Origin of the sequence: Alloalcanivorax dieselolei B5, assembly GCF_000300005.1 — a bacterium.
Classification (GTDB): domain Bacteria; phylum Pseudomonadota; class Gammaproteobacteria; order Pseudomonadales; family Alcanivoracaceae; genus Alloalcanivorax; species Alloalcanivorax dieselolei.
Genome location: NC_018691.1, coordinates 672,822 through 687,875 on the forward strand (window position 1 = coordinate 672,822; position 15,054 = coordinate 687,875).

The following is a 15,054-nucleotide window of genomic DNA, read 5'->3' on the forward strand; positions in this document are numbered from 1 at the left end:
GGGTGCGTATACCCCAGAAATACATTGATCCGGATTGGCGCCCGGCGCTGATCAGCCGGCGCCTGGATCACGCCGCTGCCTGGCTGGCGTTGCCGGACAAGGAACTGGTGGATGAACCCAACCTGCGCTATGGCGGCAGCATGCACGTCTATTGTCTGCGAATGGACGATGGCACGGCGTCGAGTCACAACCTCTATATCAAATGCCAGTGCAATCAGCGTCGGCGGTCTCCGCGCCATCCTCTGCGGGGGCGGGCCACCCTGGAAACGGAGTTCAGAGCGCTGTCCGCCTGCTTGAAAAAGGGTGTGCCGGTGGCGCGGCCGGTGTTTTTCGATCACTTCGTCGATGACAACGGTGATGAGCATTATGTCCTGGTGAGCCTGGGACTGGACGGCTTCCAGAGTCTCGATCAAATCGATATGCCGGCACTGCCGCCGGCGCGGCGCCGGCGTTTGCTGGAAGACGTGGGAATGACGCTGCGTTTCATGCATCTGCGGGGCTTTGCCCATCGCAATCTCTACCCCAAGCATGTGTTCGTGGCCTGGCGGCCGGCACTGGAGCGGTTCGACGTCCGTTTCATCGATCTGGAAAAGACCCACCTGTTCACCGGATTCCGGCACCTGTTCCGCGATTTGGAAAGCCTGGCGCGGCGCAGCAAGAATGTCAGCCGCCGCGATCAACTCCGGTTTCTCAAGTATTACCTGGACACCGGCCATCTCAGCGAGGATGGCAAAATTCTCGCCCGCTGGCTGGCTCGTAAACTGCGTTATCGTTGATAGACCGCTATGATGGCGGGCGACCTCTAACAGGCCAGGAAGCACATGCGTGTTCTGCTGATCAAAACCTCGTCCATGGGGGACGTGATCCACACCCTGCCGGCGTTGACCGACGCCCAGGCGGTGGTGCCCGGATTGCGTGTGGACTGGGTGGTGGAAGAAGCCTTTGCGGATCTGGCGGGTCGGCACCCGGCGGTGGAGCAGGTGTTGCCCTGTGCTTTGCGCCGCTGGCGCCGCCATCCTTTGAGGGTTCGCCGCAGCGGTGAATGGGGCGGTTTCAGAGCACGCCTTCAGGCGACCGAATACGACGCGGTGATCGACGCCCAGGGGTTGATCAAGAGCGCTTTCCTGACACGGCTGGCGCACGGGCCCAAGTACGGCCTTGACCGCACCTCCGCCCGGGAGGCCTTGTCGGCCCGAGTACTGGATCATCCATTGCCGATCCCCCGTGGCGGGCACGCGGTCAGCCGGGTGCGGGAGCTGTTCGCCCGCGTGTTCGGCTACACCACGCCGGACAGCGCCCCGGACTACGGTTTGCACAGGCAACAGGAGGCGCGCTCTCTACTGACTCCGGGCGCGAACCTGGTGTTTTGCCACGGCACCACCTGGCCCACCAAGCACTACCCCGAAGCGTTCTGGCGCGAACTGGTGGAATGGGCCGATGAGGCCGGACACCGCGTGCACCTGCCCTGGGGCGATGAAGCCGAAAAACGCCGGGCGGAACGGCTGGTTCGTGGCGTGCCCGGCGCGCGAGTGCTGCCGCGCCTGTCATTGGAGGCGCTCACCGAACGATTCCTCGGCTGGGATGCCTTCATTGCCGTGGACACTGGACTGGCTCATCTGGCCGCCGCCACCGGCATGCCCGGGGTGGCGCTGTACGGCCCCACCGACCCGCGGCTGACCGGTGTCTGGGGCAGCCGCGCCCAGTCCCTGGGCGCGGAATTTCCCTGCGCGCCCTGTGTGCAGGAGAAATGCACCTACCGGGGCAGTCTGGGCAAAGGGGTGGAACCACCCTGCTTCAGCAGTCTGAAACCGCAGTGGGTGTGGCAGCGGCTGCTGGAGGTCACGGATCCATGAAGCTGGCCTTTGTGTTGTTTGAATACTTCCCCTATGGCGGCCTGCAGCGGGACATGCTCGCCATCGCCCGGGAGGCACAGTCCCGGGGGCAGGAGGTCACGGTGTTCACCCGCGCCTGGCACGGTGCGCCGGAACCCGGGCTGGCGGTGGAAACCTTGCCGGTGCACGACGGCATGAACCATGTTCGCGATGATCGCTTCGCCCGGCAGGTGCGGGACCGACTGGCAGGCTTCGACAGCGTGGTGGGCTTCAACAAAATGCCGGGACTGGATTGGTATTACGCCGCCGACGGCTGCCTGGCGGCCCGTTATCGGGGCGTGCGGCGCTGGCTTTCCCGCTACCGCGACAAACTGGCCAAGGAAGCCGCGGTGTTCGGTGCGGACGCCGCCACCCGGATCCTCTCTATTTCGCCGCCTCAGCGAGCCTTGTACCAACGCCACTACGGTACCGCCGACGAGCGCTTCGTGGATCTGCCGCCGGGCATCCGCCGTGACCGCATCCCGCCGGAGGACTACGCCTCCCGCCGTCAACGCCTGCGAGCCGGGCTGGGGCTGGCCGAGGACACGCCGATGTTGCTGTTCGTCGGTTCCGGTTTTCGCACCAAGGGGTTGGATCGCGCCATCGCGTTGTTGCCGGATTTGCCGGAGCGGATCCCTTTGTATGTGGTGGGCGATGATAACCCGGCGCCTTACCTGCGCCGTGCCCGCCGTCTGGGGGTGCGGGACCGTGTGCACTTCATGGGCGGTCAGGATAACGTGGCGGAATGGCTGTGGAGCGCGGACCTGCTGCTCCATCCCGCCTATGCGGAGAATACCGGCACCGTACTGCTGGAAGCGGCGGTGGCCGGCTTGCCAGTGCTGACCACTCCGGTTTGCGGTTACGCGCCCTATATTGAGCGGGCAAACATGGGCAAGGTCAGTGCCGAACCCTCAGCCACCGACGTTAAGGCACTGATGGCCACGTCACGGGACCAATGGCGTCAGCGTGGCAGGGCGTTCGCCGAGAGCGCGGATATCTACCATCTGGTGCGTCACGCGGTGGACGCTATCGAACGCCATCCAAGGAAGTCTTCATGACGCTGTATCTGCGTGACGATCTGGCCGAGGTCTGGCGTGGCGAAGACCCGTTCGAACAGGCCGCCCGCCAACAGGGGGAGGTGTTCCGGGAGCGGGAGGGGCGCCGCACACTGCGTTTCCAGACCGGGCGCGGGCATTATTTTCTCAAGTACCACGGTGGCATCGGCTGGGGTGAAATCCTCAAGAATCTGACCCAGGCCAAACTGCCGATCCTCGGCGCCATGTCGGAAGTGCGCGCCATTCGCCGGGTGGCGGAAGCCGGGCTGGATACGCTCACCATCGTCGGCTATGGCGAACGCGGCCTCAACCCGGCGTCACGGCAAAGTTTCCTGGTCACCGAGGAATTGCTGGACACCGTGAGCCTGGAAGAGCTCGGCGAAACCTGGCGCGACAACCCGCCGCCGGCGGCCTTTAAATGGGCCTTGATCCGGCGTGTGGCGGAGATTGCCAAACGCATGCACGATGCTGGTGTGAACCACCGTGATTTCTACCTGGGGCATTTCCTGATGCCCCGGGATGCGGCCGCCGCGCACGATGCCACCGCGCCGTTGTATCTGATTGACCTGCACCGCTCCCAGGTGCGCGGGCGGGTGCCGCGTCGCTGGCGGGTCAAGGATCTGGGCGGCTTGTATTTCTCCACCGCCCGCTTTTCTCTGACCCGGCGCGATGTGCTGCGCTTCGTACGGATCTACACCGACATGCCGTTACGGGAAGCGCTCAGCGACAAGACGCCGCTACTGAATGCCAGTCGTCGCGAGGGCGAGCGCATCTATCAGCGCTACTTCGAAAAAACACCGACGTTTCCGTTGCCGTTCGCCGAGCATCCGGGAAAGGATATCTGATCATGAGTGCGGCGTTTTCGGTGGTCATTCCGGCCTATAACTACGCTCACTGCCTGGAACGGGCGGTAAAGTCGGTATTGGCCCAGGACTATCCGCATTTTGAAGTGCTGGTGATCGACGACGGGTCCACCGACAACACGCTTGAGGTCATGGAGAGGCTGGTTTCGGAGAGCGCCGGGCCGTTACGGTGTCTGACGCAGCGTAACCGTGGTCCGGCCGCGACACGTGCCAGAGGCGTGGAAGAAACGTCCAATGAATGGCTGATTTTTCTGGATGCGGATGATGAGCTGTGCGCCGGGGCGCTCTCTGCTTTCGCCAGCAGCGTGCAGGCTCACCCGCAGGCGAAGGTGGTGATCGCGGGGCATTATGCTTTGACGGAAGGGAAAGTCGTGCCGGTTCCTCCCGGGCCCGTTGGCGATGACCAGGAGCGCAACTTCGCCCTTTATTTAAATAAAAAAATCCAATTCAGCAATGGCGCCAGCGCTATCCACCGGGAGGCGTTTGCCACGGTGGACTTCCGTGAAGAGCTGCGTCATACCGAGGATATGCCGGTGTTTGCCCATCTGCTGGCTTGCTACACGGCCGTGGCATTGCCTGAGCCATTGTTGAACGTGCATAAACACCCGGGTAGCCGCCGGAATGATCTGCAGGCCGCCTTGTCGGTGGGAATGGCATTGGAACAGCAGATATTCGAGAACAACGGCTTGCCCTCCTGGGCAATGGCGTACCGGAAGCCGTACCGGGCCCGCCGTGCCTTGTCGCTGCTGAAGCTGGCGGATAGAGGGGGATGGCCGGATCTGGTTCAACGCTTTTATTTTCAGGCATTGCGTGCCGCCCCCGGGCTGGCTTTGCGGCCCCGTTATGTACGCCGGCTGATTGCCAGCCTGTTTAAAAAGGGGGCTGCATGACCGGTGATTCTCCGTTGTCACTGTCGCAACTCTCCCGTCGCGATTGGGGGGAGGTGGCCGCATTCACTCTGATGGTTGGTGATGAACCTTTATATGCGGATCGCATCCTGCGTCATCTGCCGGGACGGCGGCTGGCCATGCGCGCGCGCTGGCGCGGTGAGCTGGTGTTCGCGAAGTTGTTCTTTCAACCCGAGGCGGAGAAAGCCGCTCCGGAACAGGAGCGGCAAAAGGCGCTCCTGGCCGCTGGTCTGCCCACCCCTGAGCCTCTGGGGCTGCACCAGTTGGACGATGGTACGGTGGCGTTGACCCGATGGTGTGAAGGGGAGCCCGCGGGTGCCGCCCTTCGTCACCAGGAAGACCAAGTGATGCCGGCTGTGCTGGACAGCGTTTTTGGGTTATATCAAGCCGGTTGGCGCCAGCGCGATCTGCATCTGGATAATTTTCTGTTCGACGGCCGGCAAGCACTGATTCTTGACGCGGGTGATATTGACACCCTGCCTGAAGGCAGGCGCCGACCGGGAGCCATCCTTGATAACCTGGCGCTGTTTTGTGCTCAGGCTCCCCTGGATTTGCATGACACTTTGCTGAATCGGGTGGCGGCTGCTCTGAGCGAACGAGGGCTGCCGTCAGCCCGTTTAAAAGCCCGGGTACATCGCCATTCCATACGGCGGATCGCCAGTGCTCTGAGGAAATGGCGCCGGGCGTCGTCGGCTATTGCCAGTCATAGCGACGAGCATGGTGACTGGCTCGTGCAGCGTGCCTTGCCGGACGAAGAAAAAAAGACGCTGGCCAGAGCGTTGGTGGCGCCGGATTCCCTGCCATTAATAAAAAAGGGCAGTCGTATCAGCGTTCATGGTGATGAGCATTGGGTGATCAAGCACTACCGCGATACCAGTTGGAAGGCGCGTCTGAAACAGCGCTGGTTTCGTGGCAGAGCCGATGTGTCCTGGTTGATGGGCTGGACCTGGGCGCTGTTGGGCATACCAACACCGCGTCCCGTCATGCTGCTAAGGCGTCGCGATGCCCAGGCAGTGATCGCCTTTCCCCGTATAGACAGTGTAGCGCTAAGCTATCTGATGGAGCATGATCCACCCCGAGCGCATCGTATCGCGCCGCAAGCTGAGTATTGGTTGGATAGGCTTCATGGCGCCGGATTTTGGCACGGTGACACCAAAGCGCAGAACGTTTTGGTGGATGCCCTGGAACATATTCATTGGATTGACCTGGACGGTGCCGGATTCAGTCGCTGGCACGAACGAGGGGTGCGTAAGGGTAAGCGGGAAATGAAACGTTTCCATGACAATTGGAAGCAATTCTCCGGGAACTAGCCTAGAGCTAGTTCCCGGAAAGCCTGATGGTATTGCTCGATTCCAAACTTGTCTTCCATTACCTGATGCTGCGCTTTTGCTATTGTTCGGAGATCGCTCTCGGTGCATGTGGTCAGAGTGAGCAAGCGTTTGGCAAGCGCCTGACTATCTTGAGGCGGCAGCGTCCATTCGGGATTCGGTAGAATTTCCGGTATACCTCCTACGGAGGTGCCAAAAGCGGGGACTCCTGCACTAATTGCTTCCAATATGGAAATTGGCAGCCCTTCGCTCACCGATGGCATAATAAAGACGTCGAAGGCACTCAGATAGCGATAAGCATTTTTGAAAGGGCCGCAGAGAAATAGCCGATTCTGAAGAGCTTGCTGTTTGATCTGTGCCTTAAGAGCGGCCTCTTCGCTTCCTCCACCAATGATAGCCACTGGAAGAGCCGCAGGTTCCTTTGCCAGCGCGTGGACCAGATAGCGGTGTCCTTTCACTCGATGCAAGCGCCCGATGGTGCCCGCCAGACGGCCGACATGACTAGGGATGCCGAGGGCTTTGCGAGCTTCCTCCCGTGAAAGAATGTTATTTTGAACCAATTCTTCGTTTACTGCGTTACGAATGACTTTTACCTGCTTAGAGGAAAATCCACTTCGAACTAAATCCTCAGCCACAGCTTCGGAAACGGCAACGATAGTCCAACTGCGCAGCCATAAACGGAGAAAGAGCTTCCTTCGAGGTTTTCGGAACTGCCCGATGCCATGAATGACCGCGATTTTTCTAGGTATATTCAGGAAAAGCTGCATTAGAGCTATCAGAATCGTTGGGGTGACGCGGTGGGTTATGACAACATCAAGTGAGGCTCGCCTGAGCTTGGTTAATAATTCGATCAAAACGGAGAATCGAACCCGTTTTAGCTGCTTTTTGGTGAAGTGGCAGTGTACCATATTGCAGTTCAGGCGGTTTTCTGCGTGGTTGCTATCACCATGCAGAACGTAGAAGTCGAACTGGTGATCTGGGAAAGCGCGAGCGACCTCCTCGAATAGATCAACTCCTTGAACCGTGGTGTTGGCGTATTTGCAAATCTGGGCGATGCGCATCTCATGACACCTTTTGGAGGATGGGATTATGTTGTGTTCTGTAGATGCCAATTAATAAAGCCATTGGAATCCAGACGCTCGGCCAGTTGTACATAAAAGGTGTATAGGGGTGAATGCCATCAAATAGTACAGCTACCAACCCGGTAGTCAGTGCTGCTAGTGATAGATGCGCTTGCCTTCCCTGTCGTAATGATTTTAAAGCGGTAGGTAGCCAAATCATTGTCCATAGAGCAAGCCCTAAAAAGCCCAAATAGTAAACTAAAGAAAGATAGTAATTATGTGGATGGTCGATGGCCTCATGTACGCCGTCCATCGGGCGGACAATATGAATGGCCTCTGTCTTGTTGGACATGCCATGACCAAATAGAGGGCGCTCCTTGATCATCTCCCAAGTACCTTCCCAAATCACGATTCGGTTGCTGGAGCCTCGGTCAACAATCATACCTGGATGAATAGCAAGAATGCCGCCCGCCACAGCAACAATGAGTGCCAGTGGGATCAGAAGGCGCTTCTTTAATGTTACCAAGGGTAATACAAGACACCCGGCCATTAAGGCGACCAGCGTGGACCGGCGCTGATTGGCGATCAGGTAGATAACGATCAATATGGTGGCAAAATAAGGCGCCAGTGTTGTCGCCCAGCTCTTGGGTAGCCGAGAGGATGCCAAAAAGGCAAAGAACGGCAAAGTTATGAAATACATACTGGCATAAAGCTGGTTGGTGTCGAGTGTGATAAAGCGATTGATTTGGAAGGTCTCAAACAATCCGCCATACAATTCGCTAGTGAATGGGCGCCCGACAACGAAATAGTAGCAATAGAAGTCGATAATTGCGATGACTGAGGCGAAGCAGACGCCGATCAGCATGCCACCCCAAAATGCTTTGGGGGCTCTTCTGATAATGGTCTCCACGAAAATGAAGAAAGTGAAGATGTGAAAGAAAGCCCTAAGAAACCGGCTGGGATTGGGTGCATCGGAAAAAAAAGTAGAGACTGTGGCATACAGGAGGAAGAAGAGTAGGGGGATGTGCTTCTTCAAAAGAGAGAGTAGGTTGGTTCGGTTGGTTTTCATCGCGTAAACAAACGCTGGAATAAAGAAAAGCGCATCCAATACGTTTAGTACGCGAGGGCGGCGGCCAAACATTAATAAGCCAGAAAACAAAAGACAGAAAGAAACTGCCATCCATAGCAATAGCAGCTTTTCTTTTCTAGCCATTGAGATGCTCCGTGTGAGTCATTTATATATAGGGGGAAATGCTGTCCGGCTGATGCTTGAAGCGCTTATGCACCCACAAATACTGCTCGGGGTGCTTGCGCACGTAGTGCTCGATGGTGCGGTTGATCAGGGCGCTGTCGGCTTCGTCGTCGCCGCTGGGGAAGTCAGGTAGCGGTTCGCCGAATTCGATCTTATAGCGCCCGCCGGGCAGGCGGTAATGGGCACAGGGGATCACCGCCGCTTTGCCCAGGCGGGCGATACGGCTGGTGGCGGTGATGGTGGCCGCCGGCACATCGAAAAACGGTGCGAATACGGCATGTTCGGTGCCGTAGTCCTGATCCGGGGCGTACCACACCACTTCGCCCTGGCGCAGCAGCCGCACCGTTTGCCGCAAGTCGCGGCGGTCCACTGAGTGTTTTATCCAGGTGCCGCGGCCTTCGGTGATCAGGTGATCCAGCAGCGGGTTGTCATTGGGGCGGTAGACCGCACTGAAGGTAAAGAACTTGCCCAGCAGGCGGCTGCCCACATCGATGGAATTGAAGTGCATGCCCAGCAGCAGGACTCCCTGGCCGCGCTCTCGAGCGGCTTCCAGGTGCTCCAGGCCAGTGACCGAGAGCCGCTGGCCCAGGTCGATGCGGCGGTTGTGGAAGCTGCCCGCCATCTCCATCAAGGCCTCGCCGGTGCTGACCATGACTTTCCGGGCCAGGGCCTCCCGCTCGGTGTCGGAGAGTTCGGGAAAGCACAGACGCAGATTGGTCACGGCGATATGCCGCCGCTTCCTGGCCAGCCACCAGGCCACATGCCCGATGCCGCGCCCCAGCGCCAGCAGCAGGTCCCAGGGCAACTGGCCGATCAGCCAGAACAGGGCCAGGCCCACACGTGTGGGCCAAAGGCGCGGGTCGCGGGGATCCGTGGGGCGTTGTCGACGTTTAGCCATGGTGCGGTTACTGCGACTGCGGTTGCGGGTGCCGCACGGGCGGGCGGATGGTGTCACGGGTGCTGAGGCTGGCCAGCATCAGAGCCAGTGGCATCCACAGGCTCATCCAACTGGGGTGGAACGGCACCAGCAGATAGGCGCCCACCGCCAGCATGGCGAGCAGGCCCGGTACCGCGGCGATCAGGAAGATCGCCCCTTCGCGCAGGTTCTGTTCACCGTCCGGCAGGCGCCAGGCGGGCACCGCCCAGGCGGCGATGAACAGAATCAGACCCACCAGCCCGGAGGAGTGGATGACCGCCAGCAGCACATTGTCCGGGTGGGGAATGATCCGCAGCGCCTCGTCCACGCCCACCAGCAGTGATTCTCCGGTTTCCTGGCTGAGGCCGTTGCCGAAGAAGGGATGGGTGAAGTACTGGCTCATGTTGCCGAGCACCTCGAAATCCAGGGACAGGTACAGCGCCACCGCCGCGGCGAGCATGCCCAGTATCCGCTGTTCCGCGCGCAGCAGTACCCAACTGAGCGCCGCCACCAGCAACATGATGCCGGTATGCCATTGCACCAGCACCAGGAAGCCGAATCCCACCAGGGCGCCGGCGGCGCGCCGTCCGCCTTTGGCACTGATGCCTTCCTCCACCGCCTGTGCCAGCAGGATGAAACAGGGCGTGACCAGGGCCATGGTGGTCAGCAGCGGGCCGGGTTGCGGCAGATCAAAAATCAAACGTACTGACTCGCCGAACAGAGGGCTGCCCAGGGACTGGGTGGTGTAGTAGCTGATCATGATCACCACCAGCAGCACGGTGGAGGTGAGGGCGCCGTTGGTCAGCGCCTGCTTGAGCGTGTGCCGGTAATACAGATGCAGCCAGCGCAGAATCCCCACCAGGGTGATGATCTCCACCACCCCGCGCACGGTGCGAGAAGTATTGGCGTTGTCCGCCCAGGCCATGGTCAGCAGCAACCAGCCAAGCAGAGCGTACAGCGGCACCAGCCAGGGAGACAGCAGCAAGCGGCGATCGCCGCTGACCACGGCCCGGGTCAACAGGGTCAGTGACGGCAGAAAGAACAGCACGTCCACCACGTTGAGAAGGGCGACCCGGGAATGGAACAGAAAGGGTCCGGTGAACATCACCGCGAAGGAAACCGTCAACCAAAGCCGCAGTCCCCGGCCTTCCAATACGTTAGGGCGCAATGCCGTCATAGATGCTTATCCCGTTGATCGCTCCCGGTCCTCCATCGAGGGAGAACCTGATAAAGCCCTTGCGTGCATGTTGTCCGCCTTCACCGGCGAGTCGGAAGTGTACTGAGCGCGCCGGGGAAAAACCACAGCCCGGCGGGCAGCCGGCAGCGACGCCGGAGGCGACAGTGTCGACAGTGTCCTATGCTACACTGCGCGGCAAATATTGGCTTGCGCCGCTATTCCGACTGAGTAGGTCTGAGCAGGTGCTTGAGGAGACGGTGATGCACAACCCGCAAATTCCCCCTTTCGGCCAGGCCCGGGTGCTGGTGGCCGGTGATGTCATGCTGGATCGCTACTGGCATGGGCCCACCGGGCGCATCTCGCCGGAAGCGCCGGTGCCGGTGGTGCGGGTCACGGACATCGAGGATCGTCCCGGCGGGGCCGCCAACGTGGCCCTGAACATGGCCGCGCTGGGCGCCAAGGCCTCTCTGGTGGGGGTCACCGGTGATGATGAGGCCGCTCGTCTGCTTGAGGAGCGGCTCGCCGCGGCGGAGGTCACCAGCCGTTTTCAGAAGATCCCGGGGTTGCCCACCATCACCAAACTGCGGGTGGTGAGTCGTCAACAGCAATTGCTGAGGCTGGATTTCGAGGAATCGTTCCAGGGCGAGGATCCGGCTCCGTTCGCCGCCGAGGTGGAGCAGGGCCTGCGTGACTGCGGGGCTCTGGTGCTTTCCGATTACGCCAAGGGCGCACTGCGGGATTGTCAGGGACTGATCGCGCTGGCGCGTCAGGCCGGAGTGCCGGTGCTGGTGGACCCCAAAGGCACGGACTTTGAACGCTATCGGGGGGCCACTCTGCTGACGCCCAATCTGGCGGAGCTGGAAGCGGTGGTCGGACCGGTGCCGGACGAGAAAACCCTGGTCGCCAAAGGGCAGGCACTGCTGTCCAGCCTGGACCTGGAAGCGCTGCTGGTGACGCGCAGCGAAAAAGGTATGACGCTGATTCGCGCCGGCAAACCGGAACTGCACCTGCCGGCCCGCGCCCGTGAAGTGTTCGATGTCACTGGCGCCGGCGACACGGTGATTTCCACCCTGGCGGTGGCACTGGCCGCCGGCAGCCCCATGGAAGAGGCGGTGGCGCTGGCCAACATCGCCGCCGGCATCGTGGTGGGCAAACTGGGCACCGCGGTGGTGTCGGCACCAGAATTGCGCCGGGCGGTGCACCAGACCGGCGGCCTGGGACGGGGCGTGATGACCGAGGAGCAATTGCTGGTGGCGATCGAGGACGCCCGCGCCCAGGGAGAAAAAATCGTCTTTACCAACGGCTGCTTCGACATCATCCACGCCGGCCACGTGGGTTACCTGGATTCCGCCCGCCGTCTGGGCGACCGCCTGGTGCTGGCGGTCAACAGCGACGCCTCGATCACCCGCCTCAAAGGCCCCGGCCGCCCCATCAATCCGCTGGAGCGGCGCATGGCGGTACTGGCGGCGCTGGAAGCGGTGGACTATGTGGTGGCCTTCGACACCGACACGCCTGAACCGCTACTGGAAAAGGTGAAGCCCGATGTCCTGGTCAAGGGCGGCGATTACGCCGTCGATCAAGTGGTCGGCGCCGACATCGTCAAAACCTACGGCGGCAAGGTGGAAGTACTGGACTTCGTCGAGGACATTTCCACCACGCATATTGTGCAAAAAATCAGGAAAAATGAAGGGTAAGTTGACAGTTGATAGTGGACAGTTGACAGCGACGCGGAAAAAAAACGGAGCGATCTGAGATTAGAAAGGCCGCGCCCAAAGATTGGGAGTGGCCTCTTTACTTTTAAGAAGAAGACATGAGTCAACTCCGTCGTTGCCAATATGCAAATGGTCATTGCAATAACGCACTTTTTTGCTTTTCGCTGTCAACTGTCCACTATCAACTGTCAACTGCTTCTCCGGTGTTTGGCCGGGGTCTCCCCGGTCCAGCGCTGGAACGCGCGGATGAAGGCGGCGGGTTCGCTGTAGCCGAGCAGGCGGGCGATGTCCTCGACGCTGCGTTTGGAGTCCGCCAGGTAGTTCAGGGCCTTGTTCAGGCGCACTTCGTCGAGAAGCTGCTGGAACGGCTGGCCTTCGGCGCTGAGGCGGCGGCGCAGGGTGCGTTCCGGCAGATCGAAGGTGACGGCCACCTGGGCGGCGCCGGGGAAATCCTCCAGAAACAAATCCAGATAGGCGCTGACGCGGGCGGCCAACCGTTCGCTCGGGTTCTGGCGGCGTGCCAGCAGAGCATCGCATTGTGAGCGGTAGAGTTCATGGGCGCTGCGGTTGTAGCCCGGCAGGGGCACGGCCAGATCACGGTTGCTGATGGTGGCCTGGCACCAGGGCATGTCGTACTTCACCGGCGCGCGGAAAAACTGTTCATAAAGTTCGCCGTGTTCCGGTTCGGGCAGGGGCAACCAGACTTCCTTTGGTGTCAGGTCCAGGCCCAGCTGCGTTTGGATATCGTTGACCAATTTGAAGGTGCCGACCATGTCGCGCTCGATGAGAATGCGGCGCACCGGCTCAGGCAGCGGAATCGGCTTCAGAATCAGGGCAGTGGTGTCATTGCCCGGCACCAACGACAACTCGCCGTAGAGATAGGTCAGGGATTGATAACGGACGCCGAGCTGGAAGCCATCGAAGGCGCTGGCGCTGGTCATCAGCAGCATGGTCAGCGGGCCGTAGCCGGCCAGCCCGAACCGCTTTCCCATCTCCATGCCCAGTTGCGGGTCCTCCGCCAGGGGCAGCAATTCCGCCAGTAATCGCAGTTCCCGATCGCGCTCGATTTCACCGTTGGGATCCAGTCTGGCCGCGTCCAATCCGTGCCGTGCCAATACCGGCGCGCACTGGATGCCGCGCTGCTCCAGCAGATCCAGGGTGTACATCAAGGCAAGAACGGAGCGTTGTGACATAGGTGTCTGGTCGTGGCCGGAATTATCAATTTCCAGGTCAGCCTAACACGTTCCCGCCGACGGTCGCCAAGCTAGACTGCGGGCATGGCGTGTCCAACAGGAGAACAATATGAACAGTAAGGTGAACCTGGAGGTTCGCGATCGGACCGATCTGACCACCAAGGTGGCGATCGTCGGTGGCGGCTTTGGTGGCCTGTGCATGGCGATCAAACTGCGAGAGGCCGGGATCGAGGATTTCGTGGTGCTGGAGAAAGCCGCCGAAGTAGGCGGCACCTGGCGGGACAATACCTATCCCGGTGCCGCCTGTGATGTGCAATCGCATATGTACTCCTACTCCTTCGAAGGCAATCCGGATTGGTCGCGCCGCTACAGCGGCTGGCGGGAGATTCAGGACTACATCCTTCAAGTCACGGACCAGCACCGGCTCCACGACAACATCCGTTTCAATTCGGAAGTGCGCGCTGCCCGTTTCGATGAAAAGCGGGCCCGCTGGACGCTGCGGCTCACCGATGGCACCACGGTGGACTGTCAGCACTGGGTGCTGGCCACCGGTCCGTTGCATGTGCCGTCGATACCCCAATTCCCGGGACTGGAAAACTTCAAAGGCAAAGTGTTCCATTCTTCCCAGTGGGATCACGACTACGACCTCAGCGGCAAAAAAGTGGTGTCCGTCGGCACCGGTGCCAGTGCCATTCAGTACGTGCCGGAGATCGCGCCGAAGGTGGATCAGCTGACCGTGGTGCAGCGCACCCCGGGCTGGATCGTGCCCCGTGATGAGAGGGCTTATTCACAGCGGGACAAGAGCTGGTTCCGCCGCTTCCCGCTGTTGCGCAAGCTGCATCGGGCGCGCTTGTACTGGAGCAACGAGTCTCGGGTGCTGCCGATCTTCCATCCGCGTCTGGCGTCGCTGCTGGAGCCGCTGGTGAAGCAGTTCATCCGCTATCAGGTGAAGGACAAGGACACCGCCCGCAAGTTGACGCCCAACTATCGGCTGGGCTGTAAGCGGATCATGATTTCCAATCGTTATTACCCCACCTTCAACCGGCCCAACGTGGAGCTGGTCACCGAAGGGGTGAAGGAAATACGGGAACACAGCATTGTGTTCAGTGACGGCAGCGAGCGGGAAATGGACTGTCTGGTGCTGGGGACCGGCTTCGTGGTGGATCCGCGCATCTACATGAAGGATTTCGAGATCACCGGGCTGCCGGGCCATCGTCTGCAGGACGACTGGCGCAACGCTTCCGAGGCCTATCTAGGGATCAGCGTGGCCGGTTATCCGAACATGTTCCAGATGGTTGGACCCAACACCGGGCTCGGCCACAACTCCATTATTTTCATGATCGAATGCCAGGCTCGTTATATTGTCGATGCCATCGGCAAGGTGGCGCGGCGTGGCGTGGACTACCTGGATGTGAAGCGCTCGGACATGGACGCCTTCAATGACCGGTTGCAGAAGGATCTCAAGGGCACGGTGTGGCAGAGCGGCGGCTGTTCCAGTTGGTATCAGCAGGCGGATGGCCGCAACGTGGCGATCTGGCCGTACTCCACCTGGCGCTACTGGCTGAAGACCCGTTCCGTGGACGAGTCCGTTTATCGCTGGGAGAAGGTGACGGAGAGACAACCGCAAGCGGAGGCGGTAAGGGCCTGACAGCTGGACGCCGGTCTTTCCATGCTCGCTGCAGGAGCTTGCCCTGCAAGCGAATTGTGGTTGTGTCCCC

Annotated in this window: 13 protein-coding genes; 8 read left to right on the forward strand and 5 right to left on the reverse strand. The window is 60.4% G+C overall.

Going from position 1 to position 15,054, the window contains the following annotated elements:
- Nucleotides 1-2 precede the first annotated feature (2 nt).
- Genes B5T_RS22175 through B5T_RS03190 form a run of 6 tightly spaced genes read left to right on the forward strand, consistent with a single transcriptional unit; the run spans nucleotide 3 to nucleotide 6,007 of the window.
- Nucleotides 3-776 carry a lipopolysaccharide kinase gene (locus tag B5T_RS22175; RefSeq protein ID WP_014993011.1) on the forward strand — a complete coding sequence of 258 codons (774 nt, stop codon included), beginning with the start codon at nucleotides 3-5 and terminating at the stop codon, nucleotides 774-776.
- 45 nt (nucleotides 777-821) lie between these two features.
- Nucleotides 822-1,853 (forward strand): lipopolysaccharide heptosyltransferase I, encoded by a 1,032-nt coding sequence (gene waaC, locus B5T_RS03170; RefSeq protein ID WP_014993012.1) that lies wholly within the window; start codon nucleotides 822-824, stop codon nucleotides 1,851-1,853.
- A complete protein-coding gene (locus B5T_RS03175) occupies nucleotides 1,850-2,929 on the forward strand; it encodes a glycosyltransferase family 4 protein (protein ID WP_014993013.1) in 1,080 nt (359 codons plus the stop codon). The genes waaC and B5T_RS03175 overlap by 4 nt, the downstream gene beginning before the upstream one ends.
- Nucleotides 2,926-3,771 (forward strand): lipopolysaccharide core heptose(I) kinase RfaP, encoded by an 846-nt coding sequence (rfaP, locus tag B5T_RS03180; protein WP_014993014.1) that lies wholly within the window; start codon nucleotides 2,926-2,928, stop codon nucleotides 3,769-3,771. Before B5T_RS03175 ends, rfaP begins: the two co-directional genes overlap by 4 nt.
- Before the next feature lie 2 nt (nucleotides 3,772-3,773).
- Nucleotides 3,774-4,679 (forward strand): glycosyltransferase family 2 protein, encoded by a 906-nt coding sequence (locus B5T_RS03185; RefSeq protein WP_014993015.1) that lies wholly within the window; start codon nucleotides 3,774-3,776, stop codon nucleotides 4,677-4,679.
- A complete protein-coding gene (locus B5T_RS03190) occupies nucleotides 4,676-6,007 on the forward strand; it encodes a BUD32 family EKC/KEOPS complex subunit (protein ID WP_014993016.1) in 1,332 nt (443 codons plus the stop codon). Before B5T_RS03185 ends, B5T_RS03190 begins: the two co-directional genes overlap by 4 nt.
- Here B5T_RS03190 and B5T_RS03195 read toward each other — a convergent pair.
- From B5T_RS03195 to B5T_RS03210, 4 genes are read right to left on the reverse strand one after another with little or no spacing between them, the layout of a single operon-like run.
- Nucleotides 6,004-7,086, reverse strand: coding sequence for a glycosyltransferase (locus B5T_RS03195; protein WP_014993017.1), 1,083 nt, complete (start codon nucleotides 7,084-7,086; stop codon nucleotides 6,004-6,006). The genes B5T_RS03190 and B5T_RS03195 overlap by 4 nt on opposite strands.
- A gap of 1 nt (nucleotide 7,087) precedes the next feature.
- Nucleotides 7,088-8,299: an O-antigen ligase family protein gene (locus tag B5T_RS03200; protein ID WP_014993018.1), complete on the reverse strand. Its 1,212-nt coding sequence runs from the start codon at nucleotides 8,297-8,299 to the stop codon at nucleotides 7,088-7,090.
- 22 nt (nucleotides 8,300-8,321) lie between these two features.
- Entirely contained in the window at nucleotides 8,322-9,236 is a 915-nt protein-coding gene (gene lpxL, locus B5T_RS03205; RefSeq protein ID WP_041716784.1) for an LpxL/LpxP family Kdo(2)-lipid IV(A) lauroyl/palmitoleoyl acyltransferase, read from the reverse strand.
- A 7-nt stretch (nucleotides 9,237-9,243) separates the two neighbouring features.
- Nucleotides 9,244-10,431 carry a hypothetical protein gene (locus tag B5T_RS03210; RefSeq protein ID WP_014993020.1) on the reverse strand — a complete coding sequence of 396 codons (1,188 nt, stop codon included), beginning with the start codon at nucleotides 10,429-10,431 and terminating at the stop codon, nucleotides 9,244-9,246.
- A gap of 260 nt (nucleotides 10,432-10,691) precedes the next feature.
- On the opposite strand from B5T_RS03210, the gene hldE reads away from it, so the two are divergent.
- Nucleotides 10,692-12,125 (forward strand): bifunctional D-glycero-beta-D-manno-heptose-7-phosphate kinase/D-glycero-beta-D-manno-heptose 1-phosphate adenylyltransferase HldE, encoded by a 1,434-nt coding sequence (hldE, locus tag B5T_RS03215; protein ID WP_014993021.1) that lies wholly within the window; start codon nucleotides 10,692-10,694, stop codon nucleotides 12,123-12,125.
- A 206-nt stretch (nucleotides 12,126-12,331) separates the two neighbouring features.
- On the opposite strand, the gene B5T_RS03220 is transcribed toward hldE, so the two are convergent.
- On the reverse strand, nucleotides 12,332-13,336 hold the full coding sequence (locus tag B5T_RS03220; RefSeq protein WP_014993022.1) for an AraC family transcriptional regulator: 1,005 nt from the start codon (nucleotides 13,334-13,336) through the stop codon (nucleotides 12,332-12,334).
- A gap of 109 nt (nucleotides 13,337-13,445) precedes the next feature.
- On the opposite strand from B5T_RS03220, the gene B5T_RS03225 reads away from it, so the two are divergent.
- Nucleotides 13,446-14,984: a flavin-containing monooxygenase gene (locus B5T_RS03225; RefSeq protein WP_014993023.1), complete on the forward strand. Its 1,539-nt coding sequence runs from the start codon at nucleotides 13,446-13,448 to the stop codon at nucleotides 14,982-14,984.
- The last annotated feature ends 70 nt before the right edge of the window (nucleotides 14,985-15,054 follow it).